General features: G+C 70.3%; 24 protein-coding genes and 1 tRNA gene. 12 read left to right on the top strand and 13 right to left on the bottom strand.

Annotated elements, in window-relative coordinates:
- Positions 1 to 303: TetR/AcrR family transcriptional regulator C-terminal domain-containing protein (locus AB0N03_RS30665; protein WP_364378569.1), on the top strand; the 303-nt coding region annotated here is incomplete at its 5' end.
- Here the strand turns inward: AB0N03_RS30665 and lysA are convergent.
- From lysA to AB0N03_RS30640, 5 genes are all read right to left on the bottom strand, one after another.
- On the bottom strand, positions 281 to 1,624 hold the full coding sequence (lysA, locus tag AB0N03_RS30660; RefSeq protein ID WP_364378567.1) for a diaminopimelate decarboxylase: 1,344 nt from the start codon (positions 1,622 to 1,624) through the stop codon (positions 281 to 283). The two genes, AB0N03_RS30665 and lysA, sit on opposite strands and share 23 nt — an antisense overlap.
- A gap of 169 nt (positions 1,625 to 1,793) precedes the next feature.
- Positions 1,794 to 1,976, bottom strand: coding sequence for an RGCVC family protein (locus AB0N03_RS30655; RefSeq protein ID WP_364378564.1), 183 nt, complete (start codon positions 1,974 to 1,976; stop codon positions 1,794 to 1,796).
- A complete protein-coding gene (locus tag AB0N03_RS30650) occupies positions 1,973 to 3,010 on the bottom strand; it encodes an acyl-CoA desaturase (RefSeq protein ID WP_364378561.1) in 1,038 nt (345 codons plus the stop codon). The genes AB0N03_RS30655 and AB0N03_RS30650 overlap by 4 nt, the downstream gene beginning before the upstream one ends.
- A 471-nt stretch (positions 3,011 to 3,481) precedes the next feature.
- Complete coding sequence (locus tag AB0N03_RS30645; protein ID WP_364378559.1) at positions 3,482 to 4,387, bottom strand: dihydrodipicolinate synthase family protein; 906 nt, start codon at positions 4,385 to 4,387, stop codon at positions 3,482 to 3,484.
- Positions 4,384 to 5,088 (bottom strand): GntR family transcriptional regulator, encoded by a 705-nt coding sequence (locus AB0N03_RS30640; protein WP_364378587.1) that lies wholly within the window; start codon positions 5,086 to 5,088, stop codon positions 4,384 to 4,386. Before AB0N03_RS30640 ends, AB0N03_RS30645 begins: the two co-directional genes overlap by 4 nt.
- A 62-nt stretch (positions 5,089 to 5,150) precedes the next feature.
- On the opposite strand from AB0N03_RS30640, the gene AB0N03_RS30635 reads away from it, so the two are divergent.
- The 5 genes from AB0N03_RS30635 to AB0N03_RS30615 all read left to right on the top strand — a co-directional run bounded on the left by AB0N03_RS30635 (position 5,151) and on the right by AB0N03_RS30615 (position 10,082).
- Positions 5,151 to 6,377 (top strand): extracellular solute-binding protein, encoded by a 1,227-nt coding sequence (locus AB0N03_RS30635; RefSeq protein WP_364378556.1) that lies wholly within the window; start codon positions 5,151 to 5,153, stop codon positions 6,375 to 6,377.
- A complete protein-coding gene (locus AB0N03_RS30630) occupies positions 6,374 to 7,417 on the top strand; it encodes an ABC transporter ATP-binding protein (RefSeq protein ID WP_364378553.1) in 1,044 nt (347 codons plus the stop codon). The genes AB0N03_RS30635 and AB0N03_RS30630 overlap by 4 nt, the downstream gene beginning before the upstream one ends.
- Positions 7,414 to 8,307, top strand: a complete 894-nt coding sequence (locus AB0N03_RS30625; protein WP_364378550.1) for an ABC transporter permease — start codon at positions 7,414 to 7,416, stop codon at positions 8,305 to 8,307. The genes AB0N03_RS30630 and AB0N03_RS30625 overlap by 4 nt, the downstream gene beginning before the upstream one ends.
- On the top strand, positions 8,304 to 9,131 hold the full coding sequence (locus AB0N03_RS30620; protein WP_360164773.1) for an ABC transporter permease subunit: 828 nt from the start codon (positions 8,304 to 8,306) through the stop codon (positions 9,129 to 9,131). The genes AB0N03_RS30625 and AB0N03_RS30620 overlap by 4 nt, the downstream gene beginning before the upstream one ends.
- A 111-nt stretch (positions 9,132 to 9,242) precedes the next feature.
- Positions 9,243 to 10,082 (top strand): MerR family transcriptional regulator, encoded by an 840-nt coding sequence (locus AB0N03_RS30615; RefSeq protein WP_364378547.1) that lies wholly within the window; start codon positions 9,243 to 9,245, stop codon positions 10,080 to 10,082.
- Here the strand turns inward: AB0N03_RS30615 and thrS are convergent.
- The 3 genes from thrS to AB0N03_RS30600 all read right to left on the bottom strand — a co-directional run bounded on the left by thrS (position 10,072) and on the right by AB0N03_RS30600 (position 12,280).
- Positions 10,072 to 11,241 carry a threonine--tRNA ligase gene (gene thrS, locus AB0N03_RS30610; RefSeq protein ID WP_364378544.1) on the bottom strand — a complete coding sequence of 390 codons (1,170 nt, stop codon included), beginning with the start codon at positions 11,239 to 11,241 and terminating at the stop codon, positions 10,072 to 10,074. The two genes, AB0N03_RS30615 and thrS, sit on opposite strands and share 11 nt — an antisense overlap.
- Positions 11,242 to 11,406: 165 nt before the next feature.
- Positions 11,407 to 11,874: a heme-degrading domain-containing protein gene (locus AB0N03_RS30605; RefSeq protein ID WP_364378541.1), complete on the bottom strand. Its 468-nt coding sequence runs from the start codon at positions 11,872 to 11,874 to the stop codon at positions 11,407 to 11,409.
- Positions 11,875 to 11,899: 25 nt separating this feature from the next.
- Positions 11,900 to 12,280, bottom strand: a complete 381-nt coding sequence (locus tag AB0N03_RS30600; protein ID WP_364378538.1) for a VOC family protein — start codon at positions 12,278 to 12,280, stop codon at positions 11,900 to 11,902.
- A 69-nt stretch (positions 12,281 to 12,349) separates the two neighbouring features.
- On the opposite strand from AB0N03_RS30600, the gene AB0N03_RS30595 reads away from it, so the two are divergent.
- On the top strand, positions 12,350 to 14,296 hold the full coding sequence (locus AB0N03_RS30595) for a phosphocholine-specific phospholipase C (protein WP_364378535.1): 1,947 nt from the start codon (positions 12,350 to 12,352) through the stop codon (positions 14,294 to 14,296).
- Here AB0N03_RS30595 and AB0N03_RS30590 read toward each other — a convergent pair.
- Positions 14,293 to 15,522, bottom strand: coding sequence for a M20 family metallopeptidase (locus tag AB0N03_RS30590; protein WP_364378532.1), 1,230 nt, complete (start codon positions 15,520 to 15,522; stop codon positions 14,293 to 14,295). The genes AB0N03_RS30595 and AB0N03_RS30590 overlap by 4 nt on opposite strands.
- A 77-nt stretch (positions 15,523 to 15,599) precedes the next feature.
- On the opposite strand from AB0N03_RS30590, the gene AB0N03_RS30585 reads away from it, so the two are divergent.
- The 4 genes from AB0N03_RS30585 (at position 15,600) to AB0N03_RS30570 (ending at position 16,889) form a co-directional block, all read left to right on the top strand.
- Positions 15,600 to 16,082, top strand: a complete 483-nt coding sequence (locus AB0N03_RS30585; protein ID WP_230863018.1) for a tRNA adenosine deaminase-associated protein — start codon at positions 15,600 to 15,602, stop codon at positions 16,080 to 16,082.
- 23 nt (positions 16,083 to 16,105) lie between these two features.
- Complete coding sequence (locus tag AB0N03_RS30580) at positions 16,106 to 16,534, top strand: nucleoside deaminase (protein ID WP_364378529.1); 429 nt, start codon at positions 16,106 to 16,108, stop codon at positions 16,532 to 16,534.
- A gap of 30 nt (positions 16,535 to 16,564) precedes the next feature.
- Positions 16,565 to 16,768, top strand: coding sequence for a CsbD family protein (locus AB0N03_RS30575; protein ID WP_364378526.1), 204 nt, complete (start codon positions 16,565 to 16,567; stop codon positions 16,766 to 16,768).
- A 33-nt stretch (positions 16,769 to 16,801) separates the two neighbouring features.
- Positions 16,802 to 16,889: transfer RNA gene (locus tag AB0N03_RS30570), tRNA-Ser, on the top strand.
- A 53-nt stretch (positions 16,890 to 16,942) separates the two neighbouring features.
- On the opposite strand, the gene AB0N03_RS30565 is transcribed toward AB0N03_RS30570, so the two are convergent.
- Both AB0N03_RS30565 and AB0N03_RS30560 read right to left on the bottom strand, forming a co-directional pair.
- Positions 16,943 to 17,164, bottom strand: a complete 222-nt coding sequence (locus tag AB0N03_RS30565; protein WP_364378523.1) for a hypothetical protein — start codon at positions 17,162 to 17,164, stop codon at positions 16,943 to 16,945.
- A 32-nt stretch (positions 17,165 to 17,196) separates the two neighbouring features.
- Positions 17,197 to 17,712: a GNAT family N-acetyltransferase gene (locus AB0N03_RS30560; RefSeq protein ID WP_364378521.1), complete on the bottom strand. Its 516-nt coding sequence runs from the start codon at positions 17,710 to 17,712 to the stop codon at positions 17,197 to 17,199.
- Positions 17,713 to 17,798: 86 nt separating this feature from the next.
- On the opposite strand from AB0N03_RS30560, the gene AB0N03_RS30555 reads away from it, so the two are divergent.
- Positions 17,799 to 18,566 carry an NAD(P)H-binding protein gene (locus AB0N03_RS30555; protein ID WP_364378518.1) on the top strand — a complete coding sequence of 256 codons (768 nt, stop codon included), beginning with the start codon at positions 17,799 to 17,801 and terminating at the stop codon, positions 18,564 to 18,566.
- Here AB0N03_RS30555 and AB0N03_RS30550 read toward each other — a convergent pair.
- Positions 18,559 to 19,131, bottom strand: coding sequence for a hypothetical protein (locus tag AB0N03_RS30550; RefSeq protein ID WP_364378515.1), 573 nt, complete (start codon positions 19,129 to 19,131; stop codon positions 18,559 to 18,561). The two genes, AB0N03_RS30555 and AB0N03_RS30550, sit on opposite strands and share 8 nt — an antisense overlap.
- Entirely contained in the window at positions 19,128 to 19,502 is a 375-nt protein-coding gene (locus AB0N03_RS30545) for a hypothetical protein (RefSeq protein WP_364378512.1), read from the bottom strand. The genes AB0N03_RS30550 and AB0N03_RS30545 overlap by 4 nt, the downstream gene beginning before the upstream one ends.
- Positions 19,503 to 19,661: the final 159 nt, after the last annotated feature.

Raw genomic sequence — 19,661 nt, 5'->3', positions numbered from 1 at the left:
GCGCTGGGCGAGCTCGCCGAGCGCGCGGTCGGGGTGCTGCACGACGCGGGCTTCCCGCTCGGCGAGGCGACCCGCGCCGCCGGAGTCCTGGTGCACTTCGTGCTCGGCCGGGCCGTCGAGGACCAGACGCGGCTACCGCCTTCCGAGGAGGCGGCGGTGCTCGCGGCCGCGTCGTTCCCCTTCCCGCTGATGGCCCGTGGCCTGCGCGAACGCGCCGGCTCGACGGTCGAGGACGACTTCCGGTACGCGCTCGGCGTGCTGCTCGCCGGGCTGGAGGCGGTCAGCCCAAATCGCGACGGCTGAGGTCCTCTTCGGTTTCGCGGCGCACCAGCAGCGTCGCAACGCCGTTCTTGACGCCGACCAGCGGCGGCCGCCCGATCTGGTTGTAGTTCGACGCCAGCGAGTGGTGGTACGCGCCGGTGCACGGCACGGCCAGGAGGTCGCCGGCGTGCAGGTCGGCGGGCAGGCTGATGCCGTCGGCGAGGACGTCGCCGGACTCGCAGTGCCGGCCGACGACGGTCATCGGGGTGCGTTTCGCCTTCGAACGCCTGCCGACCAGGCGCGTCGTGTAGCGGGCGCCGTAGAGCGACGGCCGCGCGTTGTCGCTCATCCCGCCGTCGACCGCGACGAACGTGCGGCTGCCGCGCTTGACCGCGCACACGCGGTACACCGTGATCCCGGCCGGTCCGACGAGCGCCCGGCCGGGCTCGATCGTCAAGCGCGGCAACGGGAAACCGTGCGCCGCGCACTCGTAGGCGAGCGCCACGCGCAGGCGTCGCGAGTAGCCGCCGAGGTCGAACGCGGGCTCGCCGCCGACGTACGGCACCGCGTGCCCGCCGCCGAGATCGAGCTCCCGCAGCGTGACGCCGTGGACGTCACGGATCCGGACGAGCACCTCGGCCATCCGCCGCGCGGCGGCCTCGTAGCGGTCGACGCGGGAGACCTGCGAGCCGATGTGGCAGTGCAGCCCGGCGAGCCTGAGTCCGGGCTGGTCTCGCACGGCCTTCACGGCCGCGTCGACGTTGTCGGGGACGCCGTCGAGCGGCGAGAAGCCGAACTTCTGGCCCTCGGTGCCGGTGCTGATGGCCGCGTGCGCGCCGGCCGCGACGCCCGGCGTCACGCGGATCATCACCTGCTGCGCGCCGGGAGCGAGCGCGCCGAGCTGCTCGATCTCGTCGAGCGAGTCGACCACGATCCGCCGGACGCCGTACTCGAGAGCGGCCTTCAGGTCTTCAGGTGTCTTCGCGTTGCCATGCAGCAGTATGCGCTCCGCGGGGAACCCGACTGAGCGTGCGACGGCGATCTCGCCCGCGGAGCACGTGTCGAGCGACAACCCCTCTTCGGCGACCCAGCGCAGTACGGACCGCGTACACAGCGCCTTGCTCGCGTACGCGACTTCGACGTCTGGGAGCGCTTTGCGGTACTCGCGTGCGGTGTCGCGAACTTGCTGCTCGTCGATGAGGTAGGACGGCGTCCCGAAGCGGGCGGCGAGGTGGCTGACCCGCGCGCCGGCGAAGAGGAGTTCGCCGTCTTCGCCGAGTCGGGTGCTTCGCGGCCAGACTCCTGGTTCGAGGTGATCGGCGGCTTCGCAGCCGAGGCTGGGAAGAAGCTCGCTGAGCGTCACAAGTGCCTCCGGGCATCACGGCGGATCGGACTCCGTGAGGACACCGCTTTTCGTGCTTCCGGTGATCCGTCGTGAATGCCGTCCTGACGGAAGCCGGTGGGCCGCTGACGCCTTGTTAACGCGCAAGTAACTTCGGCCACACTTCGCGCTGCCCGAACGCGGCTGAACCTCAGCGTGCCTTGTGGTCCGCCGCCGTGCCGCAGACGCAGCCGCGGTCGGATCCTCGGCCCGCCGCGGTTGCCGCGCAGTAGCGGCGGGCGATCGCGTCGTGCGCGTCCAGTGGGTGCGGGCAGTTCGGGCACTGCGCTTCGGCGTGCTGTACCTCGGGCGCGCCGGGCGCCGGGGCCGTCATGCCGGCACCTTCTGTGCCCGCAGTGGCTCGCTCACCGAGTGGAGGTGCTGGAGCACATAGCCGTACGAGCGGGCCCAGCCGCACTGCGCGTAGGAAATCCCGTGCCGGTCGCAGAACTCCCGGACGATCACCTGCGCGTGCTTGAGGTTCGGCCGGGCCATGCTCGGGAACAGGTGGTGCTCGATCTGGTAGTTCAGCCCGCCGAGGGCGAAGTCCACCACCGGGCCGCCGCGGACGTTGCGCGAGGTCAGCACCTGCTTGCGCAGGAAGTCCAGCTTGTGGCCGGCCGACACCATCTCCATGCCCTTGTGGTTGGGCGCGAAGGAGCAGCCCATGTACAGCCCCCACAGGAACTGGTGCACCAGGATGAAGATGACTCCGGTGAGCGGCGAAAGCACGATGAACACCGCGGCGAGGTAGGCGACCAGGTGCGCGATCAGCAGGGCGGACTCCAGCTTGCGCTTGCGGATGTCCTTGCGCAGCACGGCTTGCACGCTCGACACGTGCAGGTTGAGGCCTTCGAGCAGCAGCAGCGGGAAGAACAGGAACGCTTGGTACTTCGCCATCCAGCGCAGGAAACCGCGCTTGCGGGAGCTCTGCGCCTTGCTGAACGCGAGCGCCGCGATGTCGACGTCCGGGTCCTCGTCCTCGTTGTTCGGGTTGGCGTGGTGTCGGGAGTGGGTGCCCACCCACCAGCCGTAGCTCAACCCGGTGAGTCCACCGTGGACGAACCCGGTCGCGTCGTTCGCCTTGCGGCTGCTGAAGATCTGCTTGTGCCCGGCGTCGTGCCCGATGAACGACAGCTGCGCGAACATCATCGCGAAGAACGCGGCCAGGAAGAGCTGCCACCACGAGTCGCCGAGGAAGACGAAGGCGACCCAGCCCCCGCCGAAAGCGGCGAGGTTGAGCCCGATCCGCACGGCGTAGTTCCGACGCCGTCGTTGGAGGAGGCCGGCGGCCTTGATCAGCCGCGACAGTTCGGCAAAGTCACTGCCGGACGTCGCGGGAGTATCCGCAATTTGGGCTGAAGACATCAACACACCGCTCTGGGTAAGTCGTAAAGGCTTGTCCAGCAACGGTTTCCAGCCCTGACGGGGTCTGGGTCCGGTTCGGGAAAGGGCACTGGGGCCTGGTCGCGGTGGTACCGCGTCCTATCTCCCAGGGTCTCACTCCACCGGCGGATTGGCAATTCCCCGTGGATGGCCGAAGAGGTGTACAGTCGGCCACATCGGGATGAAGGTGATCTACCACACACCCGTGACCTTCCGGCCGGATCGCTCCGACCGGGGACAGGAGCCGAGTCCGGGTCCGGAACCCGCTCGTACGCAGCCGTGCCGGCCGATGGCCGGCGAGCAGCCGCCCGTAGTCGCGCAGAGCGACGCCCGAGGCGCCCAGTTGGGTTGTTACAGCTTGTTTCTTCCGGCAAGACTCCGGTCATCAGGTGGCTCGTCGGCGAGCCGGACTTCGGCTTCACCGCGCTCCGTCACGCCGATGAGCCGCCACCTTCACGAAAGCCCCCAGGACGAAAGCAGTCCGAAGAGGCGTTCGCGTTCGGGCCCGGTCAGCAGCCGGCTCGGCGGCCGGACGTCGGGGCGGCACAGGCCGAGCTGGCCGAGCGCATCCTTGACGACGCTGACGTTGTTGGCGTTCCCGTTCGCGGCGCGAAGCTCCTCGAACGGCCGGATCCGCTCCCAGGCGGTCATCGCGGCCGGATAGTCCCCTGTGGACAGTGCGCGGAACATCTCCAGCGAGATCGCCGGTTCGACGTTCACCAGACCCGACGTGAAACCGGTTGCGCCGACGGCGAAGTAGCCGGGCGCCGAGAGCTCGGCCAGCCCGGCGATCCACACGAACCGCTCGAAGCCCGCGTCCCGCGCGACCGAGCCGAACCGCACCGGATCCGGCACGGCGTACTTCACGCCGATGACGTTCGGCGCCGCCTCGCCGAGCGCGTGCAGCTGCTCGCCGGCGATCGCCGGGTTGCGGACGTAGAGCACGACCCCGAGCTCGGGCACCGCGGCCGCGATCGCGGCGTGGTAGTCGACCCAGCCGTCGCCGGAGATGTACGGGTGCACGGGCTGGTGGATCATGATCATGTCGGCACCGGCGTCCCGCGCGTGCGCGGCCGCCCGCGTCGCCGACGCGACGTCGTGGCCGATCCCGGCGAGCACACTGGCCCGGCCGGCGACGGCCTCGACGGTGACCTCCAGGCACTGCCGGGCTTCGGCCGCGTCCAGCGCGTAGAACTCGCCGGTGTTCCCGTTCGGCGTCACGACTTCGATGCCGCCGGTGATCAGTCGATCGACGAGTTTCGCGTACGTCTGGCCGTCGACGGCGCCCTCGGCGTCGAACGGCGTGACCGGGATGGCCACCACCCCGGAAAGCCGCCGCCTCTGCTGCTCGAACGTCATCGGTCCCCCTTCGGATTGCCGGTCTCTGCGGTGCGGTCGCCCGGGAGCCCGAAGGCGACCCGGACGATGAAGTCCGTGATGTGCTTGCGAAGCAGGTGTTCGGCCTGCCGCGCGTTCCCGCTCTCGGCGGCGGTCAGGATCGCCCGGTGCTCGGCCGCTTCCCCCCGCCACGTCGGGCTGATGCCCCAGCCGGTGACGGTGATCAGCGCGGCCTGGTCGCGCAGGCCGTCCAGGATCTCGACCAGCAACGGGTTTCCGCACCCGGAGTACAGCGCGCGGTGGAACAACCGGTTGGCCAGGCTGGCTTTCGCGCGGTCGGTGGCCGCGGTGCCGATGTCGACCTCCGCCAGGACTTGCCTCGCTTCGCCGAAGTCCGCACCGCGCTCGACAGCGCGTCTGACGGCTTCGGGCTCGAGAAGCGCGCGCAGGTCGTACACCGCGTGCGCGCTCTCGGCGTCCATGACCCGGACCGCGGCCCCCTTGTACGTGCTCATCGTGACCAAACCGGAACCGGCGAGGATCCGCAGCGCTTCGCGCACCGGCGTCTTGGACACCCCGAGCAGGGCGCCGACCTCGGCCTCGACGAGTGTTTCGCCCGGTCCGAACTCCCCGCTCAAGATCGATTCCTTGATCGCGTCGCGCACGAAATCGGTGCGTGAGACGGGCGGCGGCGGTCTCCGGGCCGAAGAAGTGCTCGCCACTGGCATGTCCGATCTGATATACGATGCGACATACAACATTATCACGGACCCAGGGAGCAGCCATGCAGCGTCGCACCGGCTTCCGATTCCGACGAGTGCTGCTGGCGGCCGGCCTCGCCGCCGGATTGGCGGCCTGTGGCGCGCCCGGCGGGGATGGCGGCCAGGCGGCGGATCCGTCGGCCGTCCCGGACAAGCCGAGCAAGCCCGTCGACCTGAACATCCTCGACATCGCGGGCAACCTGCAGCTCACGAAGCAGATGATCGAGAACTTCAAGACCGCGCACCCGGAAGTACTCTCGAAGGTCACGTACTCGACGGCGCCCGCACCGAGCATGGCGGGCAAGCTGAAGGCCGAGCAGGACGGCGGCGTCGCCCAGACGCACCTGGTCCTGAGCGGCACGGACGGCCTCTCCGCCGGCATCGCGAACGGCACGCTGGCGAAGGTCCTGCCCGACTTCTCCAGCCGGTTCCCGAACCTGATGCAGAACTACCTCGAGCCCGCGGCCAAGATGCAGGAGCTGGCCAACGGCTACGGCGTCGAAGTCGTCTACTACCCGTCCGGCCCGGTGCTGGAGTTCAACCCGGGAGCGGTTCCGGCGGCCCCGGCGTCCCCGCAGGAACTGCTCGACTGGGCCAAGGCGCACCCGGAGAAGTTCCAGTACGCGCAGCCGTCGAACTCCGGCCCGGGCCGGACGTTCCTGATGGGCCTGCCGTACCTGCTCGGCGACAAGGACCCCAAGGACCCGGACAAGGGCTGGGACAAGACCTGGGCGTTCCTGCAGGAGCTGGGCAAGTACGTGAAGTACTACCCGTCGGGCACCACCGAGACGATGAAAAACCTCGCCTCGGGTTCGGTGGACATGGTCATGTCGACGACCGGCTGGGACATCAACCCGCGCAAGCTCGGGACGGTGCCCAACACGGTCAAGACGGCGATCATGCAGCCGATGCACTGGGTCACCGACGCCCAGTACGCCCTGATCCCGAAGGGCCTCTCGCCCGACCAGGAGTCGGCGATCCTCCAGTTGATCGCGTGGATGCTGAAGCCCGACCAGCAGGCGATCGCCTACGACGACGGCTACTTCTACCCCGGCCCGGCGGTCAAGGACGTCACGCTGCAGATGGCGCCGCAGAAGAGCCAGGACACGATCAAGCAGTTCGGCCGCCCCGAGTACGAGCAGTGGATCTCGCAGTACCCCAAGGAAACCTCGCTGCCGGCCGAGCAGCAGGTCAAGGCGTTCGACAAGTGGAATCAGCTGGTCGGCGGCTCGAAGGTCGGCAAGAAGTGACGTTCGAGCAGCTCCGACTGGACGGCGTGTCCCGGAGCTTCGGCACCGCGAACGCCCTGAGCGGCCTCGACCTCGCCATCACACGCGGCGAGTTCGTGGCCCTGCTCGGGCCGTCCGGCTGCGGCAAGTCGACCGCGCTGAACTGCCTGGCCGGCCTGCTTCCCCTGACGGGCGGCAGCATCTGGCTCGACGACGCCCGCATCGACGGGCAGCCCCCGGAGCAGCGCGGGTTCGGGATGGTCTTCCAGAACTACGCGCTGTTCCCGCACATGACGGTCCGCGCCAACGTCGGCTTCGGCCTCAAGATGCGCAAGGTCGGCCGCGTCGACGCCCGCCGTCGCGTCGACGAGGCGTTGCGCCTGGTGCAGCTCACCGACCACGCGGCGAAGTTCCCCGCGCAGCTCTCCGGCGGGCAGCAGCAACGCGTCGCCATCGCCCGGGCCGTGGTGCTGGAACCCCCGGTCGTCCTGATGGACGAGCCGCTGTCCAACCTGGACGCCAAGCTCCGCCTCGAGATGCGGATGGAGATCCGCCGGCTCCACCAGACGCTCGGCTTGACCACGGTGTACGTCACCCACGACCAGGAGGAGGCCCTGTCACTGGCCGACCGCCTGGTGGTGCTGCGTGACGGCACGGTGCAGCAGATCGGCACGCCCGAGGAGGTCTACGCCCAGCCGGTGAACAGCTACGTCGCGTCGTTCATGGGCTACCGCAACCTCCTGGACGTGACGGTCACCGGAGCCACGGGCTCGTCGATCACCGTGGAGGGCGCGGGAGCCCGGCTGACGGGCCGCGGCTCGCTCACGGAGGGCCCGGCCAAAGTGGCGATCCGCCCGGAGGACTTCGTGGTCGGCGACGGCGCGGCCAACGCCCTCGACGTGACGGTCGAGATCGTCGAGTACCACGGCCGCGAGCTGTCGGTCTCGGCCCGGCTGGCGAGCGGCGTGCCGGTCTACTTCCGGACCGACAAGCGCCTCGCTCCCGGCGACACCGCGCAGATCGGCGTGCCGGCCGAGCGCGTGCTGGTGTTCGAGCCGTGACCGCCGTCGCGAGCGCTCGCCCGGCGTTGCGTCACCGCCTGGCCGAACGCGGCATCGACCGCACCCTGCTCCTCCTGGTGCCCGGTCTGCTGGTCACCGCCTGCCTGTTCCTCTACCCCTTCCTCTACGGCCTCCAGTTGTCCTTCGCCCCGCGCCAAGGCGGTGTCTTCGCCAACTACGCGCGGTTCTTCGGCGACCCGTACCTGCGCGACACGATCTGGACGACGCTCGGCATCGCGCTGCCCGCGACGTTCATCAACGTGCTCGCCAGCATTCCGATCGCGTATGTCATGCGCGGACGCGTCCGCGGCAAGCGCCTCCTGACGACGATCCTCGTCGTGCCGATCACGCTCGGCACGGTGCTCACCGCGCAGGGCCTGATCATGTACGGCGGGCCGGCGGGCTGGCTGAACAAGGTGCTCACCGTCCTCGGCATCACCGACGAGCCGCTCCCGCTGATCCACAACTACACCGGCGTACTGCTGTCCCTCGTGATCACCGGCTTCCCGTTCTCCTTCCTGCTGACGTTGTCCTATCTCTCGGGCATCGACCCCTCCTTGGAGAAGGCGGCCGCGACGCTCGGCGCGAACTGGGCACAGCGCTTCCGGCGCATCACGCTGCCCCTGCTGGCTCCCGGCCTGGCGATCACCTTCTGCCTTTCGTTCGTGATGGCGTTCTCGGTCTTCCCCTCGGCGCAGCTCGTCGGCGACCCCGCGAACGAGACCCGCGTCATCTCGATCGCGGCCTACCACGCCGCGTTCGAGGAGTACGACTATTCGATGGGCTCGGCCGTCGCGATGCTCATGGCGGTGGTCATGCTGATCGTGATCGGCCTGGTCATGGCGTGGCGCGGCACGCTGTACCGCGGAGCGACCGGAGGCAAGGGATGACCGGCTGGGTCGCGCGTCCCGGACGTTGGGTCGTCTGGGCCGTCGTCGTGTTCTTCTTCGTCAACCTCGCCGGCGTGGTGCTCTCGGTCGTCGTCGACTCGTTCGGCAAGCAGTGGTTCGGCACCTGGCTCCCGGACGGCTTCACCACCCACTGGTACGCCGACGCCTGGCGCGAGTTCGGCTTGTCCGACGTCCTCCTCACCACGGCGATCGTCGCGCTGGTGGTGATCGCCGTGTCGGTGGCGGTCGGCGTCCCGGCCGCCTACGCGCTGGCCCGCCGCTCGTTCCCCGGCAAGCGCCTGGTGATGCTGCTGTTCGTGCTGCCGATCCTCATCCCTCCCATCACCTACGGCATCCCGCTGGCCACCGTGCTCTACAAGTTCCACCTCGCCGGCACCATCACCGGCGTCATCCTGGCGAACCTGGTGCCGTCGGTGCCGTTCGTCGTACTGACCATGACGCCGTTCATCGAGCAGATCGACCCGAAGATCGAAGCCGCCGCGCGCATGTCCGGCGCGCGCACGGTCTCGGTGTTCACCCGGATCCTGGGCCCGCTGCTGCTGCCGGGGATCCTGGCCGCCTCGATCCTCGTGCTGGTCCGGACGGTCGGCATGTTCGAGCTGACGTTCCTCACCGCCGGCCCGGACTCGACGACCCTCGTCGTGGCGCTCTACAACTCCGTGTTCGCCGCGGGCATCCGGGCCAACCAGTCGGTCGACGCCATGGCGACCATCTACACCGCGTCCATGCTCGTGCTCCTTCTCGTCGCGCTGCGGTTCGTGAACCCGACCCAGCTGGTCACCCGGATCCGGGAGGAGACCTAGTCCGTTCGCTCATGTGATCGACTTTACCGCGAAACGTCGAACAGGTGATCGACACGATCGGGCGAACCTGAGCCTTGCGCCTCCCCCTGGAGGAGGTGTCACGCTGACGACATGCGGTACTCGATCGGCGAGCTGGCCCGCCGGACCGGCCTGACGGTCAAGGCCGTCCGGTTCTACTCCGACCGCGGTCTCGTGCCGCCGTCCGGGCGCAACGCCGCAGGTCATCGCCGTTACGACGACGCCGCGCGCACCCGGCTCGACCTCATCCGCACCCTCCGGGAGCTGGGCGTCGACCTCGCCACGATCCGCCGCGTCGTCGACGGCGAAGCGACTGTCGCCGACGTCGCGGCGAGGCACGCCCAGGCCCTCGAGGTGCAGATCCGCGTGCTGCGCGTGCGCCACGCGGTGCTGACGGCCGTGGCGAAGCGCGGTCCGACCCCGGAGGAGACAACGCTGATGCACGAGCTGGCCCGCCTGTCCGAAGTGGAGCGACGTCGCCTGGTCGACGACTTCCTCGCCGAAGCCCTCGGCGACCGTCCCGACCTCGCCGGCATCGCCCGCACCCTGACCCCCGAGCTGCCCGGGGATCCTGCTCCCGAGCAGCTCGAGGCCTGGATCGAGCTGGCCGAACTGGCGCAGGACAAGGACTTCCGCGCGATCCTGCGTCGGCTCGCCGAGCAGCGCGAAGCCGGCTTGCGCCGCGACCTGGCCGCCGAGGTGCGCGACGCCGTCACCCCGGCCCTCGAAGCCGGAATCGCCCCGGACTCGCCGGAGGCCAGGGCGATCGTCGACGGCCTCGGCCGCGATCCCGGTCGGCTGAAGGACTGGCTCGGCCTGGTCAACGACCCCCGGCGTGAGCGCTACCTGCGGCTGCTCGCGGTGATCAACGGCTGGGCCGCCCCGGAAAGCCTGGCGCCGGCGTTCGGCTGGCTGGCCGCGGCTACGGCTTGACCGCCGCCCTGAGCCACGCCAGCGCGTCTTCCAGCGGCTGCGCGTCGAGACGGCGTCCGTCGCGCAGCCGCAAGGAAAGCTGCCCCGCGGCGACCTCCTGCGGGCCGAGCACGGCCTGGTAAGGCACCAGCCGCCCGTCCCGGATCCGCGCGCCGAGGCTGCCCTCCGGCGCGATCTCCACCCGAAGGTCGTCGCACCGGTCGAGGATTGCCTGTGCACAAGGCAATTCGGCCGAGGACACCGGCAACAGCCGCAGCTGAACGGGCGCCAGCCAGGCCGGGAACGCGCCGCCGTGGACCTCGACCAGCTGCGCCACCGCGCGCTCGACGCTGCCGATGATGCTGCGGTGCACCATGACCGGCCGGTGCTTCGCCGCGTCCGCGCCGACGTACTCGAGGCCGAACCGCTCGGGCTGGTGGAAGTCGATCTGGACGGTGGAAAGGGTCGATTCGCGGCCCGCGCCGTCGACGATCTGGACGTCGATCTTGGGTCCGTAGAAGGCTGCTTCGCCCTCGACCGCGTCGTAGGGGAGCCCGTCGAGGACCGAGCGCAGGATGTCCACGGCCCGGTCCCAGTCGCCGGCGACGTACTTCCCGCCGGCGCCGGGGAGGGAGAGCCGGTAGCGCGCCGGGCTGATGCCGAGCGCGCCGTAGGCCTGCCGGATCATGGCCAACGCGGCGGCTGCCTCGGCTTCGACCTGGTCGGGGGCGCAGAAGACGTGCGCGTCGTTGAGCTGGATCGCGCGCACCCGGCTCAACCCGCCGAGCACGCCGGAGAGCTCGCTGCGGTACATCCCGCCGATTTCGGCGATGCGCAGCGGGAGTTCGCGGTAGCTGCGGCCGCGCGAACGGTAGATCAGCGCGTGGTGCGGGCAGAGGCTCGGCCGCAGCACGAGCTGCTCGCCGCCGACGTCCATGGGCGGGTACATGTCGTCGCGGTAGTGCGACCAGTGGCCGGAGATCTCGTAAAGCTCGCGTTTGCCGAGGACCGGCGAATGGACGTGCCGGTACCCTGCGCGGCGTTCCAGGCCGCGGACGTATTCCTCGAGGCTGTGCCGGATTATCGCGCCGTCGGGCAGCCAATAGGGCAGGCCCGCGCCGATGAGCGGGTCGGTGTCGAACAGGCCGAGCTCGCGGCCGAGCTTGCGGTGATCGTGCATTGCGGACTCCTCGTGGACGGCGAGGCGGCCGGCGGCAAGACGAAAGCCCGGGGCGACCGCCCCGGGCTTCGTGAGCATGGTTCAGCGCGCCGGGACACTTTCCGGCGTCGTCGTGTTCGCAGCGCGCTTCATGTCTTCAACGGTAGTCACGCCCGCCAGCCGTTTTCAAGAAGCCAGGAACAGCTCCAGCTGCTCGACGACGAACGCGTGGTCGTCGGCCTGGGGAAGTCCCGAAACGCCGACCGTCCCGACCGGCCCGACCCCGCGGACGAGCACCGGGAACACGCCGCCGTGGGCCGCGTACTCGTCCGGGTCCAGGCGCGAGTCCGCCTCGAACGAGCCGCCCTTCGCGCGGAACTGCGTGCCGACCAGGAAGGAGCTGTGGCCGTAGCGGTCCACCACGCGGCTCTTGCGGTCGATCCACGCGTCGTTGTCGGCCGACGTTCCCGGCAGCGCCGCGTGGAAGAGCCGCTGGCCGCCCCGGCGGACCGAGATCGTCACCGGCAGCCCGCGCTCCCGGGCCGCGGCCAGCAGCTGGGCGCCGACAGCCAGCGCCGTCTCGTTGTCGAACTTCGTGAACTGGAGACGTTCTTCCTGGTCAGCGAGCTGCGCGAGGCGATCGGCTTCGGTCATCCACCTATTAAATCAACACTGTTGTTTAATCGCCAGTGAACTCGGTCAGGGACAGCACGTTGCCGTCCGGATCGCGGAACCAGGCGATGCTCGCAGATGAGGGCGTGGTCCAGATTTTGTCGGTGTCCTGTGGCAGCGTGTCGAACGTGAGGAACTCCACGCCACGGCCACGCAGCTCGGTCACCGCCACCCGGATGTCGGCGACCGCCCAGCCGAGCACCGTGAACGGCTGCGGCGTGAACTCGGCGACGGCGGTGACGCGGAGCATGGTCGTTCCACTGCGGAAATCGCACGCGAAGGGGGTCTGCTCGATGAACTCGAGCCCGGCGACATCCGTGTAGAAGACGCGGGAGCGCTCCAGGTCGGTCGACGGTGCGAAGGCGACCAGATCCGCTGAGTCGAGCATGGGTACCACCTCTCTCGGCGGAGAACGTACCCCTCGCCAGGCCGCTGACGTGGGGATGAGGAGGCAGGCATGGGCCGGATCCGCCGGCGCACGGTGCTCGGTGGCGCCGCCGTGGCCACCGTCGCCGGTTCGCTCGCGGCCTCGTGCGCCGCTCCGCCGCGGAAGGGGACGATCGACGACGTCCGCCACGTCGTGGTGCTGATGCAGGAGAACCGGTCGTTCGACCACTACTACGGCACCATGGCCGGCGTGCGCGGCTTCGGCGACCGCGCGGCGCTGCGGGACGTCTTCCGCCAGCGCGGCAAGGGCGCGCCGGTGCTGCCGTTCCGGGTCGACACGTCCGTTGTGGACGGCCAGGACCTCGGCGAGCTGCCGCACGACTGGAACAGCACGCACCGCGCGTGGAACGGCGGCGCGTACGACAGCTGGGTCAAGGCGAAGAGCCCCATGACGATGGGGTACTTCGCCCGCGACGACATCCCGTTCCAGCGCGCGCTGGCCGGCGCCTTCACGCTGTGCGACCACTACTTCTGCTCGATCCAGGGCCCGACGCAGCCGAACCGGCTGTTCCACTGGACCGGCACGATCGACCCGGACGGCGTGGCCGGCGGCCCGGTCACGCACAACTTCCCGGACTACGAGCCGTCGTTCCGCTGGACGACCTACCCGGAGCGGCTCGAGGCCGCCGGGATCACGTGGCGGATCTACGCGAACGACGAGGAGCGCGGCGTCCCCGAGCACTTCGTCGGCGACTACGGCGACAACCCGCTGTGGTTGTTCCGGAACTTCCACGACGCGCTGAACTCGGTGGACCCGCTCGAGCAGCGGCTGGCCGAGCGGGCGAACCTGCGCGAGAAGCTGCTGCCCGACTCCGGCAAGGGCAAGGACCTCGACCACGTGCTGGCCGAATTCCTCGCCGACTGCGCGGCCGGGACGCTGCCGGCGGTGTCGTGGGTCGTCGCCCCGTACGGCTACTGCGAGCACCCCGCCGCCCGGCCGGTCGACGGCGCCGCCTACATCCAGCGGATGCTGAAAGCGTTGTGGGACAAGCCGGAACTGTGGGAATCGACTGTCGTCTTCATCAACTACGACGAAAACGACGGCTTCTTCGACCACTTGGTCCCGCCGACGCCGCCGCCTGGCACCCCGGGCGAGTACCTGCCGGGAAACCGCCCGGAGAAGGGCGGGGCGTCCGGCGCCCCGGTGCCGATCGGGCTCGGCCCGCGCGTGCCGATGACCGTCGTCTCGCCGTGGAGCCGCGGTGGCTGGGTGAACTCGCAGGTCTTCGACCACACGTCGGTGCTGCGCTTCCTCGAGACGTGGACGGGGGTGCGCGAGCCGAACATCTCGGCCTGGCGCCGCGCCATCTGCGGCGACCTGACCAGCTGTTTCGACTTCCGCGCGCACGACACGACGATCCCGCTGCTGCCGGACGCGGACGCGTTGCGCGCCGAAGCCGACCGGACGCAATCCCGGCTCCCGAAGCCCGGGCTCGGGCCGGGTGCCCTGGTGCAGGACCCCGGCACGGCGAAGGCGCGACCGCTGCCGTACCAGCCGGTCGCCTGGGCCGCGGCCGGGCCGGGCGCGCTGAAGCTGCACCTGGCCAACCACGGGACGCAGGCGCTGCAGCTGGCCGCCTACGCCTACCACGCGGGCGGAGCGTCACAACGCTTCGACGTCGGCCCGAAGAGCGAGATGACGGGCGAAATCCCGTACGCCGAGTCGTACGACATCGCGATCCACGGCCCGAACGGCTTCGTCGTCGAGGCTTCCGGCAAGGCGGGCCTCGACGCCTCCGTCACGTTCACGCCGGCGCCCGCGCTGCGCGTCACGGTGACCAACAGCGGGCCGGCTCCGGTCGCGCTGAACGACGTCACGATCGCGCCGAAAACCTCGCACGACTTCCCGGTGCCGGCGAAGAACGGCTGGTACGACGTCACGTTCGAGGCGCCGGGGTGGCGTCGCCGCTTCGCCGGGCACCTCGAGGACGGCCGTCCGTCGCGGACCGGGCCCTAGCGCAGGGCGTCCAACGCGAACGCGGCGAGCATCGCGACACCGCTCGGCATCGCGTCCTCGTCGAAGAGCACGCGGTTGGAGTGGTTCGCGGCCGCCTCGGCGGGGTCGACGCCGGGCGGGCACGCGCCCAGGAACGCGTACGCGCCCTGAACGCGTTGCAGGATGTAGGAAAAGTCCTCGGCGCCCATCAGGGGGTCCGCCATCAGCTCGACGTTCTCCAGGCCGAGCACGGCCTCCCCGAGCGTCAGGACCTCGGCGGCGACGCGCTCGTCGTTGACGGTCACCGGGTAGCCCGGCTCGACGTCGGCGACGACGCGGCAGCCGTACGCCGCGCCGACCTGTTCACACACCTTCGGCAGCTCGGCGCGGACCAGCGCGCGCGTCTGCTCGGACAGCGTGCGGATCGTGCCCTGCAGCTCGGCGGTCTCCGGGATGATGTTCGTCGTCGTGCCGGCCTGGATCCGCGTCACCGAGAGCACCGCGGGGTCGAACACGCTGACCCGGCGCGTGATCATCGTGTGCAGCGCGCCGACCATCGCCGCGGCCGCCGGCACCGGGTCGATCGTGTGCTGCGGCGCGGAGCCGTGGCCGCCCTTGCCGGTCACGAGCACCGAGAACGAATCCGCCGAGGCCATCTGCGGACCCGGCCGGACCTGCAGGAGTCCACTGCGGAGGTTCGCGAGGATGTGGACGCCGAACGCGCGCTCGACCCGCGTCCCGGCGGCGTCGAGCACCCCCTCGTGGATCATGAAGCGGGCGCCGTGGTGGCCCTCCTCGCCCGGCTGGAACATGAACACGACCGACCCGGCCAGCTGGTCCTTGCGCCCGGCGAGCAGCCGCGCCGCCGACGCCAGCATCGCGACGTGCGTGTCGTGCCCGCACGCGTGCATCGACTCATCGTCCTCGGACGCGAAGTCGAGCCCGGTCTCCTCGGTCAGCGGCAGCGCGTCCATGTCGCCGCGCAGCAGCACCGCGGGGCCGGGCCGCTCGCCGCGCAGGACGGCCGTCAGCGACGTCGTGGCCTTGCCTTCGGTGATCTCCAGCGGCAGGCCGGCCAGAGCCTCCCTGATCGCCGCCTGGGTGCGCGGGAGGTGGAGCCCCTGTTCGGGGTGGCGGTGCACGGCGCGCCGGAGGGCGACCGTGCGGTCTTGCAGCGCCCGCGCGTCGTCGAGGAGGCCGGCGAACGGCGTGCCGGGCAGCGTGGGCAGGTCAGTGGGGCCGGTCATGCTCCCGATAGTGCCCCATGCGGCGCTTCGGGCGCACCGTGCGTGCGTTCGGTCGGGCGGCGGAATACGGTGTGCGCATGGCGGTGGATGAGCCGGTCACGGGCTTCGCGGTAGCCGTGGTCCGGGAAGACGGTCGGTGGCGGTGCAGTGCGCTCGACCCCGGGGCGCTGACCGAGCTGGACGCAGCGATCACTGAACTGGGCAAACTACGTTCCACCGGTGCGTCCTTCGGGCTGCTGGCGGTCGACGACGAGTTCTTCGTCATCGTCCGGCCGAGCCCGCGAGGGCCGTCGTTGCTGCTCTCGGACGCGGCGGCGGCACTGGACTACGACATCGCGGCGGACGTCCTCGACGTCCTGCGCGTCGATCCACCGGACGAAGAGGACGACTCCGTCTGGCCCGAGGGCGACCTGGGTCTCCTGGCCGATCTCGGGCTGCCCGGGCCGGAGCTGGAGGTCATCGTCGGCGAGGTCGACCTGTACCCGGACGAGCAGCTGCAGATGGTCGCGCAGCGGTGCGGGTTCGGCAGCGAGTTCGCCAAGCTCCTGGACGAGCTCTGAGACGGCCGTCCGACACCGAGGCCGTGGAGGCCGCGCTGGAAGCGGCGCGCGCCCCCGGCTCGGACGTGCCGATCGGGGCGGTGGTCTTCGACCCCGACGGCAAGCCGTTGGCGGCGGCGCGCAACGCGCGGGTCGAGCTGGGCGACCCGACGGCGCACGCGGAGATCCTCGCGCTGCGCGCGGCGGCGGGCGTGGTGGGCGACGGCTGGCGCCTGGAGGGCTGCACGCTGGCGGTGACGCTGGAGCCGTGCACGATGTGCGCCGGAGCGCTGGTGCTGGCCCGGATTTCGCGGCTGGTGTTCGGGGCGTGGGAGCCGAAGACGGGCGCGGTGGGTTCGCTCTGGGACGTCGTGCGCGACCGCCGTCTCAACCACCGCCCGGAGGTCAGCGGAGGCGTCCTTTCGGCGGAGTGCGCCTCCGTCCTGGAGACGTATTTCGCGACGCGGCGCTGAGTGGCGGGTCCCCGTGGGTACCCCTGGGACATGACTATGAAGGACAAGGTCCAGCAAGCGGTGGGCGAAGCCCGTTCGCGGTGGGGAGCGGCGACGGGCAACCGGCGCCTGGAGGCCTCGGGCCGCATGCAGCGCCGCCGCGCTCAGGTGACCGAGGTGGCCCACGACCTGCGCGACCGCTTCCGAGGGGCCCAGGTCAGGCGGCGTACGCAGCGCCCTGGTGACCCCTTGTGAGGCTCGGGTAGGTCCTCCGGTATTGTTCTCGGCGGTGGCGTGTCCGAGCGGCCGAAGGAGCACGACTCGAAATCGTGTGACGGCTAATCCCCGTCCGTGGGTTCAAATCCCACCGCCACCGCACTCGAACGCCCGGTGACCCTCGAGGGTTATCGGGCGTTCTGCATGGGCGGCTCAGTCGACGTCGAGCAGGGCGAAGCCGTGGCCGTTGCAGGTGGGACAGACCGCGTTGAACACGGTGCCGCCGCCGTGGCAGTCCGGGCAAAGGCCGTCGTGCCAAGTTGTTCCGGAAATGTCACTGTGCGGGCGCGGGTAGTGAGTGTCCGGCAGGCAGCATTCCGAGCCGGTTTCGGCGTGCCGCCGGCGGCAGATGTCGCGGCCACCCGGTTTCATCATGCTCCGATCATGGCACAGCTCGGCCCCTGTGCTCAGAGCCGTGCGCCGAGCCACTGTTCGGCGCCGTACGCCTCGAAGCGCTCCACTTCGGTGAACCCCAGCTTCGCCGCGAGACGCATCGAGCGGTCGTTGGCCGTCTGGGTGCAGAGCACCACCGGCTCGCCGGGACGCGCGCGGGCGAACCAGCCGAGTGCTGCCGCGCACGCCTCGGCGGCGTAACCGTGTCCCCACACGTGCGGCAGGAACAGGTAGCCGAGCTCGGTTTCCGGGCGGACGTGTTCCTTTTCGTCGCGCGGATCGAGCGTGATCATGCCGATCATCGCGCCGTCGAGTTCGACGACGAACAGGCCGGGCCGGCGGCCGGGCACCTCAGCCGTCGCGCGCTCGAGTGCGTCCCGCGGTTGCGGGCCACCGATGTAGGTGCCGACTTCCGGCGAAGCGAACAGCTCGATGAACGTTGCCCGGTCGCGGGCTTCGGATTCGCGGAGCACGAGCCGCTCGGTCTTGATCGGGGCGGGTGGCCAGGCTTCCGTTCCGGGCTCAGGCATGCCGGGCAACCTATCGCACGCCTTGACTTGAAGGGCTCTTGAAGTGTGACCGTGGTCGGCACGACCCGATCACCAAGGAGCGCACCATGAAGGTCCTCGTCACCGGGGCCACCGGCAACACCGGCCGGCACGTCGTCCGTGGACTGCTCGACGCGGGTGCCGACGTCCGGGTCCTCGTCCGGGACCCGGCCGAGGCGCCGGGCGGAGAAGTGGTCCGAGGCGACATCACCGACCCGGCCGAAGCCGCCGAAGGAGTCGATGCCGTCTATTTCGTCTGGCCCTTCTACTCCGCCGAAGGCATCGGCAAGGCCGTGAAACCCTTCAAGGACAAGAAGATCGTCTACGTCTCATCGGCAGCGGCGGAAGACGGTGGGTTCTGGGGTGAAGTCGAGGAAGCGGTAAGAAACGTCACCGACGACTGGACGTTTCTGCGCGTCACCGGCCTCGCCACCAACACCCTCGGCTGGGTACCGCAAGCGAAGACCGGCAAGGTCAGGGCGCCGTACGGCCGAGCCAAACGGTCGCTCGTCCACGAAAAAGACGTCGCCGACATGGCGATCGCAGCCTTCACCGGAAACCACGGCCGGCAGATCTACCTCGTCACCGGACCGGAAGCGCTTACCCAGGCCGAGCAGGTCGCGATCATCGGCGAAGCACTCGGGACTGCCGCGACGTGGGAAGAACAACCGCCGGAAGAAGCGGCAACTCAGCTGGGTGAGGAATTCGCGCAGAGCGCTTTGCCTTACTGGGCCTCGCTGGTCGACGAGCCGGAGCCCGTCTCCCTGGACGTCGCGAAAGTCACCGGGCATCCCGCCCGGCCCTTCGACGACTGGGCCCGGGAACGGTTCAGCTGAGCTCGACCGCCGGCGCCATCAACGGCTCCAGCTCCGCCACCAGCGAAGACAGCGAAGCGATCTTCGCGGAGACCGTCCGGACCACCGCCGTGCACGCCGTGCTGACCGTGCTCACCACCTCGGCCGACCGGTCGTCGGCCAGCACCGCCGCGACGGCCGTCGCGGCCGAGTCCGCGATGGCGCACACCTCCGCGGACGCCGAAAGCGCCAGCTCGTCCAGGTGTGCGGCGATCCGGACGCCCAGCGCGGCCGTGGAAGCGGCCGCGCGGGCCGCGGCGGCGTACTGACCGTCCACTGTGTCCGCCCAGATGCCGAACGTCTCGGCGCTGCCGCCGGTTTCGGCGTGCTCGACGCCGTTGCGGAACTCCGCGGAAGCCGACGTCACCAGCAACGCGCCCGCGTCGACCGCCGAAGCGGACGAGCTGATCGACGACGGCGAACAGTCCAGGTGCCGCAGGGCCGCGACCGGGTCCGGGACACCGATCCGGCCCGCCGCGGCGCGCAACGCGGCCAGCCGGACCGCCGCCGAGGTCAAAGCCGGGTGTTCGAACACGGGAGAGGTCACGGCGCCACCGCGATCCGCCCCCGGAAGCCGGTGCTCCGGGTGCTCTCCGCGGCCATGCGCAGCCGGCCGGCCAGGTCGGACGTCGCGTCGCCGAGGACGCGCGCGTCCGCTTCGCGCGCCGCGAGGGCGGCCAACCAGCGCGCCGCCAGCTCGCGGGCCTGCGGGGAGATGCCGAACGGCGTCGAGTCGACGCGGGCTTCGGCGAACTTCCCCGCCGCCTTGTCGTCGGCGGCGGTGGCCTGGTCGAGCAGGTCAGCGGCGGCGCGCAGCTGGTAAAGCCGCTTCGGGGGGTTCCGGGTGGCGGCGCCCCCGGCCCCGGGGCGCAGCTCCGGGATGTCACTGTCGATCCGCGAGCCTCTGCCTTCCGGCATGGGGACCTCCGTCGTCAAGGGCGCTCACCCGATCGTGGAAGATCTTGCCTCATGCGTCCGAGCCGCCCGCATCGCGGTGACCTGCGGAGTTGATCTCGTTCCACCAAGTGGACGTCTTGACCGCGGGGCGGGACAAGGTTGACCATGGGCGCATGCCCG

The organism is Amycolatopsis sp. NPDC051061 (assembly GCF_040682935.1).
Taxonomy (GTDB): Bacteria; Actinomycetota; Actinomycetes; order Mycobacteriales; family Pseudonocardiaceae; genus Amycolatopsis.
This window is presented reverse-complemented; position numbering and strand designations above follow the sequence as displayed.